Genomic DNA, 9,207 nt, shown 5'->3' on the forward strand with positions numbered 1-9,207 from the left:
AATTCGGCCATCAAGCATCTGCTGCCAGTTTTTTGAAAGCAGCTGCCAGTCTTCAACTGTTGGCGTGCGGTTATTCGGTAATGATTCAAAGGCCTGCTTTATTTCCTCCAGGCTGACGCCAACTCTCTGTGCTGCTTTTATCACCGAAATTCGCCTTAGTACTTCTGGTTTATAACGCCGCTGATTGCCCGCATTACGCCAGCTGTGGATCAGCCCTTGCTGCTCGTAAAAGTGCAAGGTGCTTACTTTAATGCCGCAGCGCTTGGCAACCTTGCCAACACTCCAAATTGCTTCTGCCATTACTCACCTCATATTTTTTTGCCATTTTTTCCACAAACCACTTTACCTCAACTTAAGTTGAGGTTTTACCCTGGCATCTCACTTAACGCAAGGAGTCTCTTATGTACTTAGAACACGTTAATCTGGTGGTTACTGATATGGATGCCATGCTGGATTTTTACCGGGCAGTTTTTCCACACTGGCGGGTGCGGGATGAAGGCCATGGCGAGTGGTATGGCAAACCGCGTAAATGGGTGCACTTTGGTGACGATGAAAATTACTTGGCGTTAAGCGATCACGGCGAAGGGAAGAACCGGGGAACCGCGATTTGAAAGGTCACAGCGTTGGACTGGCCCATTTTGCTTATGTGATCGATAACCTTGATGCCGTTGTCGCTAGGCTCAATAACGCGGGCTATGCCATTGCCAAACCTGGCGCTATAGAGCCGTTTCGGAAAAATGTCTATTTTGTCGATCCGGCGGGTTTTGAAGTGGAGTTTGTCGAGTACCTGAGCGACATCCCAGCCGAGCGAAATTTAAACCGCGATGCTCAGTAACCAGTCGTACAGTAACGGAAAGGGTCAGTGTAATGAACGTTGCCGTTGTGTTTCATTCTGCTTTAGGCAGTACTAAGCAACTCGCGCAGGCTGTCGCTGCTGGAGCGGCAGCACAGCCTGGGGTTGATGCTATTCAAATAGAAATCGTTGGCGCAGATATTGTTGAAGGGCGTTTTTGTAACACCGAGCTACTGCAGCAATTAGACAAGGCCGATGCCTTAGTCTTTGGCTCTCCCACCTATATGGGCTGTGTGTCAGCCCAATTTAAAGCCTTTAGTGACGCCACGAGTGAGCTTTGGGCTAAACAGTTATGGGCAGACAAGATTGCCGCTGGTTTTACTATTGGTGCTAACTTAAGCGGTGATCAGTTGAATACCCTTCAGTACATGCAAGTTTTCGCGAATCAGCATGGCATGTGCTGGGTTGGCCTGGATATACCGGGCAACTACGATCCAGGTATGCGTAACCGGCTGGGAGCACAATCTGGGCTTATCGCTCATTCAACAGACGGCGTATTAAATGAAACGGACTTACTAGCCGCGCGTTATTTAGGCCAGCGGGTGGCGCAAGTCAGCAAGAAGTTTGCGGCATAAAGGTTGTTCACTTGGGCGCGCAGCAGGTGTTATTGCGACAGACCACCCTTGCGGATGCGTTACGCTTACCGCGCAATACAAAGCCGGCTAATTCAATCAGTGGCTAAATCGTAGCGCGGGGTAACGCATGGTGAGAAACGAGCCTTAAGGAGCCCAGGAATAGCGAATAAAAACAAGCTATTGTGTGCTCATCTGACCATCAATAAGGAACGTTTAGATGATTCGCAAATACCGACAGACGGATATTGACCAGATTTTGGAGATCTGGCTTTCAGCATCGATTAAAGCGCATGCTTTTGTTGAAGCGGAGTTTTGGGCGTCAAAGGTTAACGAAATGCGTGATGTTTATATTCCTGCCTCGGAGACTTTTGTGTTTGAATCTGAGAACCAGATAGCTGGGTTCTACAGTTTATACGGAAATACGCTGGCTGCCGTTTTTGTGTCGCCAAGCTTGCAGGGGCGAGGTGTGGGGGCAGCTATGCTTGATGATGCCAAGAGCCGAAGGGAGTGCTTGCAACTATCGGTCTACCAGGAAAATACTCCAAGTATCAGCTTTTATAAAAAGCAGGGGTTTATTTCATTAGGTGAGCAAGTTGATAAACAAACAGGCCATCCTGAGTTAGTCATGGAGTGTTACTGCTAACACAATGTCGCGTTAGTGTGAGCTGTTGGATGTGAAGTATTATAGGAGTGTTGAATGAAAGGTGTGTGTCTCTGTGGAGAGGTGAAGTTCAGCATCAAAGGAGAGCTACCAAATTTCTATCAATGCCACTGTTCTTTGTGTCGGAAAACGACGGGTTCTTCAGCGAATGCCGCTACGTTTGTAAGCGAGAAGTGCTTCGAGTGGATTTCTGGTCAAGCCAATATTCGCTCTTTTCAAAAACCAACAGGTTATCGGAATGACTTTTGTTCGGCCTGTGGTAGCTCAGTGCCAAATAAATTGAGAGACACTGACCTGATATGGATCCCCGCTGGACTGCTCGATGGGGAGACGGGATCATGCGTCGCAGTGCATCTACATTTGACCTCATCGGCGACATGGGAACTAGCGTCATGCAGCAGTGATCGGTTAGATGATGGCCCTGATAGTTTGGAGTCGCTTAATCAGGCATTGCAGAGGCGAAACCGTTGAATGCAAGCCGAATTCACGGTGGGGTCGACGTCACCCCCAGATTGAGTGGCGCTACACTTTAGAGTCCGATCCTATACGTAAGAAGATTGGGCATGAAGAAGCGTTTGGACTCCGGCAGGTCGATTGCTGCGCTGTGTAGTGAGATTCTCAACCGGTTGTAAACTACCAGCATCCGCTAACGGCTAGTTATTTGCGATATGTTTGATCTCGCAAGAGTAATGGCTATGCCGGAAAGTATAGAGGCAGAATTGGTGTTAAGTGTGATCAGCCTGCAAAGTAAAATCCAAAAACGGATTGGCAGTGCGCTTTCCGCGTATGGTATTGGCCTGTCCGATTATCTGGTTCTCAATCAGCTATACACCGCACCTAATCAAAAAGTACGCCGTAGCGATCTTGCTGAACAGGTCGGGTTGAGCCCATCAGGGGTTACTCGCCTTTTAAATCCTATGGAGAAAATAGGGCTGGTTAAGAAGCATGAAAACCCTCGTGATGCCAGAGTCAGCCTGGTGGCACTTACCACTGCTGGGACAAACATTTATTAAGATGCGCAAGTTTCGTTTAAACACGCTTCTGCCGCATTGCTTGAACCACTGGATAAGAAAGAGGTGGATGAGTTTTATAAACTGTTAAAGGTAGTGTTGTAGTTTTGCTGGCCCACCGGGCATTGACTCTTGATAGACCAGTCAGCAGATTTCAAGGGTTTGCACCGAACAAGCCACTGAAAGCGGCGGAGGCACTTACCATGGCCAGAAATATTGAGATCAAAGCACGTATCGACAACATTGAAGCGCTCGAGTCCAGGGTGGCTAAGATCGCGGACAATGGGCCAACCGAGATATTGCAAGACGATACTTTCTTCCAGTGTGAGGCTGGTCGGCTGAAGCTTCGGGTGTTTTCAGAAAAGCACGGCGAACTCATTTTTTACCGACGCGCCAATCAGGCTGGGCCGAAAGAATCATTTTATGTTCGCTCGCAAACCGATGAGCCTGAGGCGTTGCGAGAGACGCTTGCGCTGGCTTATGGTGAAGCTGGTCGTGTTCGAAAACACCGCACGTTGTATCTTGTTGACAGGACTCGTGTACATCTCGATAGAGTGGAGGGCCTTGGACACTTTCTTGAACTCGAAGTGGTAGTTTCCTCCAGTGAGTCATCACAGTCCAGTGCGGAAGTCGCGCACCGCCTATTGGATCGGCTCGGTATCGAGTTATCCCAGCTCATTGAAGGCGCTTATGTCGACTTGCTTAAGGAAAAGGGGAGCTAACCATTTATTCTACAGGCTCTAATCAATGAGCAGCGAAGGTTGTCGAGTTTAGACGTAAGGGTAATCAGCTATGGAAATCGAAGCGGATCTGATAGAAAAGGAAAGAGCTTTGCTTAGCTTCGAGGTGCGCAGGTCAGCGGTGAAACTACGGTCTCTGCTATCCTCGGATTTCCTGGAGATCGGAGCATCAGGCGATTTTTTCGGGTTAGATCGTGTCCTTGATTGTTTGCCTCAGGAATCCGCATGGTCGGCTATATCTCAGGACTTTGAACATCGGAGATTGAGCGCTGATCTCATTCAGCTCTTTTATAGGGTTGCTATCAGTCGTCAAAACGGCTTAGGTACAAGCTATTCTCGGCGAACATCAATATGGCGGAAAGAGGGAAGTGAATGGAAAATGGTTTACAACCAAGGCACGGCCATTTCTCCTTTTGAGGTTCAGCCTTAATTCGTCGAGCTTGCGGGCGTTACACACTTCAATTGTGAAAAGTGAGGGGCTATGGGAACGGAAACTTGGCTTTTGTACGTTAGCACTGTACTCATTTTGATGAGTACACCGGGCCCTAGCCAGCTTCTGATGCTTTCTAATAGCGTTAGCAATGGCTTCCAACGGTCGCTATTTACCGCCGCTGGCGATTTGTCAGCCAATTTTTTACAGATGATTGTCGCCTCGATAGGTTTGGTGAGCATTGTTCAGCAATCCAGTGATTTCTTTATCGTTGTGAAGTGGGTGGGGGTGGCATATTTATCGTACTTAGGCCTAAGGTTGATCTTCTCAAAGAGTGGGGGCCATGTAGGTGTGGCGAATCAGAGACGGTCGAAAAAAAGCTTGTTTTGGCAAGGTTTCATCACTTCAGCCGCAAACCCTAAAGCCGTTATTTTTTTCGCTGCTCTTTTTCCACAGTTCATCAACCCATCTGAGCCCCTTCTGCATCAGTTTGCGATACTGAGTGCTACGTATCTCATCATGGATGCGGTTTTCTTGTTTTCCTACGGTAAATCAGCTGAATGGATTAGTACGAAACTAAAGTCATCAGCACGCCAGTACTTAGGTAAGGTATCTGGATCGTTTTTGATTGGCGCAGCGGTGCTTCTAGGGATGAAGGAAGTTGATGCTAACTTATAAAACGCCTCGCCAGCGATAGATACGAGGGAGAAGGCTTGTGGTCAAGCAAGTGGGCGGAGCTAGCATTCAACCTAGACGCAGAGCTAGCTGCCACTGCGGCATGGTGGAGCTCGAACTCGATCTGCCTGAGGGTCTTGTTGACCCGAAAAGGTGTAACTGCTCTATTTGCAGGCGCAAAGGCGCTGTTATGGCCTATGTACCATTGAACGGTCTTCGTATTCTCCGCGGCGCCGAGCATCTAAAGCTTTATCAGTTCAATTCGAGCGTCGCAAAGCACTACTTCTGCGCACATTGCGACATCTATACCCACCACCAAACGCGCTCGAACCCCAATGTATATGGGTTCAATGTTGGGTGCTTGGAAGGCGTTAACCCCTGTGATTTGGATGATGTACCGGTTAGTGACGGTATCAATCATGAATCTGATCTGTAGCAGCAGGGGTAGGGGGAGTTATAACGTGTCCAGCGTTGGATGGTTCAGCACCACCCAGCAATTCAAAATAGGCGCATTGGTAGGGTATAGAGATGGATCATGAAATGCTGATCAAGCAATGGATAATGGGTGATCCTGATCGCATGGAGGCGCTGACTATCGCGGCTGCGCAGAAGTTGCCGGGTTGGTGTCTCGCTGCTGGGTTCGTTAGAAATTTGGTGTGGGACAAGCTACATGACTTTGCAGCGAGTACGCCATTGAACGACATTGATTTAATTTACTTCGACTCTGACGACGTAAGTGATTCTCGTGATCGTGAGATCGAGCAAGGATTAAGGGACGTCTCAATCTTTCCCTGGTCAGTAAAGAATCAAGCAAGAATGCACGAGCGAAATAGGGATTATCCGTATACGTCAACCGAAGATGCCATGAGTTTCTGGGTAGAAGTAGAAACTGCTGTAGGCGCAGCGTTGGATGACAACGGAGAGGTAATAATTGTGGCTCCTTTTGGCGTTGAGCCACTGTTTGGCTACACCATTACATTAAATCCAAAACGGCCAAAACGAACGGATTTTGAAGCTCGGGTATACAATAAGCGGTGGCTTCAAACTTGGCCAAAGTTGGTGGTAAAGGCTTAATGGTAGACATCGGCAGTGGCCTTGCGCTTCGCTTACCATGCTACAGCATCTGTTAATTTAATGAGTTGTTAATGCATTGCGAAGAGCGGCAGCTTTATTCTTAACTGCTGGAAAATAGCAGACCTAGATTCTAAGGGCATTCTCAGGTGCTGTTTTGTGCTCAATCCCGTGCTAGTTGGGGCACAGGGAAATCTTGCTACCGATTTAGGAATGACTGTAATGGACTCTTTTCAAGAGGGAACCGGTGAGTACTTAGTGCTGGTTCATGGGGCGCTCACGATAGTGCTATGTGGCTTCCTCATATTGAATACCTGAAAGCTGACTATGAGGTGGTTTCTGTTACTTTGAGGCACTTTGGTAAACCTTGCTCAGGTGATTTTGGCCTCAATACACATGCCAATGATTTAGCTGAACTCCTGTCGAGCTTGGCGAAAGATAAACCCATTAATATTGTTGGTTGGTCTTACGGGGCGGATGTCATCATTAATATGCTGGTGACACATGACTTAGCGTTGTCCAACGTGTTCCTGTACGAGCCCGGTTATCCAGGCTGTTTACAAGGAGAGAAAATGGATGCTTGGCAGTCGGATGCCAACGCCATGTTTAGTCCGGTTTTTGAAAATTTTCATGCTGGAAATATGCAATTAGCGGTTGAGCACTTAATTGATGGTTCAGGCAATAGAGAAGGTTATTTCTCTACTCAGGACGAAAGTATCCAAGCGTTGCAGATTTCTAAAGCGTACACGTTAACCCACCAGCTGAATCAACAAGAGCAGCCAGCTATAAACGCTGAGTTGGTCTCCAAAATCAGTGCTCCAATCGTTATAGGTTATGGGGCGGAAACGCGTGATATGTTTAGGCTTATTGCTCAACAAACCGCTCATTTGTTAGTCAACTCTGTGATTAACGAAGTTGTTGGTGAAGGGCATATGTTGCCTCAAGAAAGTCCAGAGAAATTCTCTACACACATTAAGTTGGCACTTGGTCATGGTTTGTAAATTACGGGGATGTTTATGAAGTGCTCTGTCTATATAGCAACAAGTGCTGACGGATATATTGCGACCCCAGATGGAGGAGTTGATTGGCTTCATACCGCTGGCAACTTAGAGGCAGATATGTGTGAGAACCCCGACATGGGCTTTCAGAGCTTTATTGACTCCGTTGATTGTATGGTGATGGGGCGTAAGTGCATGGACGTTATTTCGAGTATGAATTTAGCGCCTGACCAATGGCCATACGGTGACCTTCATATTGTCGTGCTTAGCCATTCAATCAGCGAGCCTCCTGAAAACCTGCAAGGCAAGGTAGAAATGTACGCTGGTGAGGTTCAAGACTTAATGGCTGACCTAGAAAGCAAAGGGTTTGAACATGTCTATATAGATGGTGGTTCAACCATAACCTCGTTTCTCAATCTTGGGCTTATTGATGAAATGACCATCACAAAAGCACCTATTCTTTTAGGTGGCGGTATAGCTCTTTTTGGAAGCCTTAACCAACAGATTAGGCTTGAAGAGGCCGAAGCGATCGCATTCCCAAACAATTTTATTCAAACGAAATACAAGGTAAGTTGATTTTCAAGGCTGCCTAAGCAGTACCGCAGCAACAGCGGCTTTGGGCATCGTGCCAAGGAGAAAATGGTGCAAATTTGTGAAACGGAGCGTCTGGTTATACGAACGTTGTCCTTAAACGATGTTCCCGAATTGACCAAGATCCTCAGTGATCCTGACGTCATGAAGCACTCGATCCGAGGCGTTTGTGATGAAGCCGCAACGCGGCGATTTATCGACTGGTGTTTGGAGTGTTATATATCTCACCGTATTGGGCCGTGGGCTTTGGTTGAGAGGGGAACTGATAAGCTTGTTGGCTTTTGCGGTGTTAGCCCCGAAGAGGTTAATGGTGTAGAGGAAATCGGGCTGGGTTATCGGCTGGCTAAACAATACTGGGGCATGGGCTTGGCGACTGAAGCAGTGCAAGCGGTACTCAGTGTGGCATTTAGCCAGAAGCAACTCGCTTCCGTGGTGGTTATTATCGAGCCTGATAATGGTGCATCACTCAAGGTCGCAGAGAAGGCAGGGTTTAGTCAGTTTGATACTATCGAATTCCACGGTCGCCCAGTGAGGTTGTACCGGTTAACGTTGCCAGCAATGCTGTGAACGCGGCGAGCGTTTGATGGTTATACCGAATACTGAGAGCTGGAAGTGCTAGCGAGCCATGCATAGGGGGGCTCGCCACATGGCCTTTTATAAGCCGCTAGGTAGATGAAAACCCAGCGGCTATCTTAACGTCGAGTATTGGCTCAATTAGACGTATTTCTTGCCCGTATCTTTCATACTCATTGCGTAAATAATAAACATGATGAGTGAGCCCATCACAAAACACCATACGCCTACGGTTGCATAGAAAGCGCTGTCGGGTAGGAATAAAAGACTGCCAAAGAAAAAACATAAACTGGATAAGAGACCCAGAATATTAGGTAGCTGTTGACGCTGTTTCGTCACACTGTTCATTTTATTTACCCATCTGAAATTTTATTGTCAAGTATCTAAGATGGCTTAGATACGGATGTCCGGTGCAAACTGAAAGCCCACCGATATCCGATTCCAGCTGTTGATTTGAACAATAATCGCAGTTAGGTCAATTAGCCCCTGCTCACCAAAGGCAGTTAACGCGTTTTGATAGGTGTCGTCGCTAATGGAGGGCTGTTGGCTGATGAGTGTGAGTGCTTCGGCCCAGGCGAGTGCGGCACGTTCTTGTGTGCTAAAGCAGGGGGCTTCCCGCCAGGCCGGGAACACGTCTAGGCGAACTTGATGCTCGCCGTCGTCTCTGGCCTCTTGGGAATGCATGTGTTGGCAAAAGCAGCAGTGGTTTATTTGCGAGACACGCAGGTTGACTAAGTGAACGATGGTGCGATTAAGCGTTGAATCTTCCGCAACGTTGCCTAATGCAGTCAGGTTTTTAGCTAGGCGTGGGACAAGGCGATACACTGACTGCTGAGATAGACGAGTAGACATGTGAGCGACCTCGGTGAGTAAGTTGAGGGCTCAGCTTAACGTCGAGGTTTTTTTACGCCTTGTAAATTTGCGACAGTTTACGCTTGCGATAGGCGGCCGGCGTTTCATAGGCGAGTGATTGAAAGGCGTGAGTAAAGTGGGCTTGGTCATAGTAGCGTAAGCGTTCATCCTACGACGT

At 47.7% G+C, this 9,207-nt stretch carries 15 protein-coding genes and 1 pseudogene; 13 read left to right on the plus strand and 3 right to left on the minus strand.

All coding sequences use genetic code 11. The features are described 5' to 3' along the window. Positions 1 to 300: redox-sensitive transcriptional activator SoxR (soxR, locus tag INT22_RS00185; protein WP_193067442.1), on the minus strand; the 300-nt coding region annotated here is incomplete at its 3' end. A gap of 101 nt (positions 301 to 401) precedes the next feature. Between soxR and INT22_RS21955 the strand changes: the two are divergent. From INT22_RS21955 to INT22_RS00250, 13 genes and pseudogenes are all read left to right on the plus strand, one after another. Continuing rightward, positions 402 to 835, plus strand: a pseudogene (locus tag INT22_RS21955) (VOC family protein). Between the two features lie 32 nt (positions 836 to 867). Next, positions 868 to 1,428: a flavodoxin family protein gene (locus tag INT22_RS00195; protein ID WP_193067443.1), complete on the plus strand. Its 561-nt coding sequence runs from the start codon at positions 868 to 870 to the stop codon at positions 1,426 to 1,428. Between the two features lie 217 nt (positions 1,429 to 1,645). Continuing rightward, the gene (locus tag INT22_RS00200) at positions 1,646 to 2,071 is read left to right on the plus strand and encodes an N-acetyltransferase (RefSeq protein WP_193067444.1); all 426 of its coding nucleotides are present in this window, start codon (positions 1,646 to 1,648) and stop codon (positions 2,069 to 2,071) included. 54 nt (positions 2,072 to 2,125) lie between these two features. Next, positions 2,126 to 2,560 (plus strand): GFA family protein, encoded by a 435-nt coding sequence (locus INT22_RS00205; protein WP_193067445.1) that lies wholly within the window; start codon positions 2,126 to 2,128, stop codon positions 2,558 to 2,560. 197 nt (positions 2,561 to 2,757) lie between these two features. Beyond that, positions 2,758 to 3,102 (plus strand): MarR family winged helix-turn-helix transcriptional regulator, encoded by a 345-nt coding sequence (locus INT22_RS00210; protein ID WP_226912294.1) that lies wholly within the window; start codon positions 2,758 to 2,760, stop codon positions 3,100 to 3,102. Between the two features lie 200 nt (positions 3,103 to 3,302). After that, positions 3,303 to 3,821, plus strand: coding sequence for a class IV adenylate cyclase (locus INT22_RS00215; protein WP_193067446.1), 519 nt, complete (start codon positions 3,303 to 3,305; stop codon positions 3,819 to 3,821). A 70-nt stretch (positions 3,822 to 3,891) separates the two neighbouring features. Then, positions 3,892 to 4,269 (plus strand): nuclear transport factor 2 family protein, encoded by a 378-nt coding sequence (locus INT22_RS00220; protein ID WP_193067447.1) that lies wholly within the window; start codon positions 3,892 to 3,894, stop codon positions 4,267 to 4,269. Between the two features lie 51 nt (positions 4,270 to 4,320). Then, entirely contained in the window at positions 4,321 to 4,947 is a 627-nt protein-coding gene (locus INT22_RS00225) for a LysE family translocator (RefSeq protein WP_193067448.1), read from the plus strand. 49 nt (positions 4,948 to 4,996) lie between these two features. Next, positions 4,997 to 5,380 carry a GFA family protein gene (locus tag INT22_RS00230; protein WP_443589335.1) on the plus strand — a complete coding sequence of 128 codons (384 nt, stop codon included), beginning with the start codon at positions 4,997 to 4,999 and terminating at the stop codon, positions 5,378 to 5,380. A gap of 92 nt (positions 5,381 to 5,472) precedes the next feature. Continuing rightward, complete coding sequence (locus INT22_RS00235; RefSeq protein WP_193067449.1) at positions 5,473 to 6,018, plus strand: nucleotidyltransferase family protein; 546 nt, start codon at positions 5,473 to 5,475, stop codon at positions 6,016 to 6,018. A 287-nt stretch (positions 6,019 to 6,305) separates the two neighbouring features. Beyond that, positions 6,306 to 7,016, plus strand: a complete 711-nt coding sequence (locus INT22_RS00240) for an alpha/beta fold hydrolase (RefSeq protein ID WP_193067450.1) — start codon at positions 6,306 to 6,308, stop codon at positions 7,014 to 7,016. Between the two features lie 15 nt (positions 7,017 to 7,031). Further along, positions 7,032 to 7,589 (plus strand): dihydrofolate reductase family protein, encoded by a 558-nt coding sequence (locus INT22_RS00245; protein ID WP_193067451.1) that lies wholly within the window; start codon positions 7,032 to 7,034, stop codon positions 7,587 to 7,589. 63 nt (positions 7,590 to 7,652) lie between these two features. Then, positions 7,653 to 8,171 (plus strand): GNAT family N-acetyltransferase, encoded by a 519-nt coding sequence (locus INT22_RS00250; RefSeq protein WP_193067452.1) that lies wholly within the window; start codon positions 7,653 to 7,655, stop codon positions 8,169 to 8,171. Positions 8,172 to 8,318: 147 nt separating this feature from the next. Here INT22_RS00250 and INT22_RS00255 read toward each other — a convergent pair whose 3' ends face one another. Beyond that, complete coding sequence (locus INT22_RS00255) at positions 8,319 to 8,525, minus strand: YrhK family protein (protein ID WP_193059675.1); 207 nt, start codon at positions 8,523 to 8,525, stop codon at positions 8,319 to 8,321. A 45-nt stretch (positions 8,526 to 8,570) separates the two neighbouring features. Continuing rightward, positions 8,571 to 9,029 carry a carboxymuconolactone decarboxylase family protein gene (locus tag INT22_RS00260; RefSeq protein ID WP_193067453.1) on the minus strand — a complete coding sequence of 153 codons (459 nt, stop codon included), beginning with the start codon at positions 9,027 to 9,029 and terminating at the stop codon, positions 8,571 to 8,573. Positions 9,030 to 9,207 lie beyond the last annotated feature (178 nt).

Origin of the sequence: Halomonas sp. 3D7M, assembly GCF_014897885.1 — a bacterium.
GTDB lineage: Bacteria > Pseudomonadota > Gammaproteobacteria > Pseudomonadales > Halomonadaceae > Vreelandella.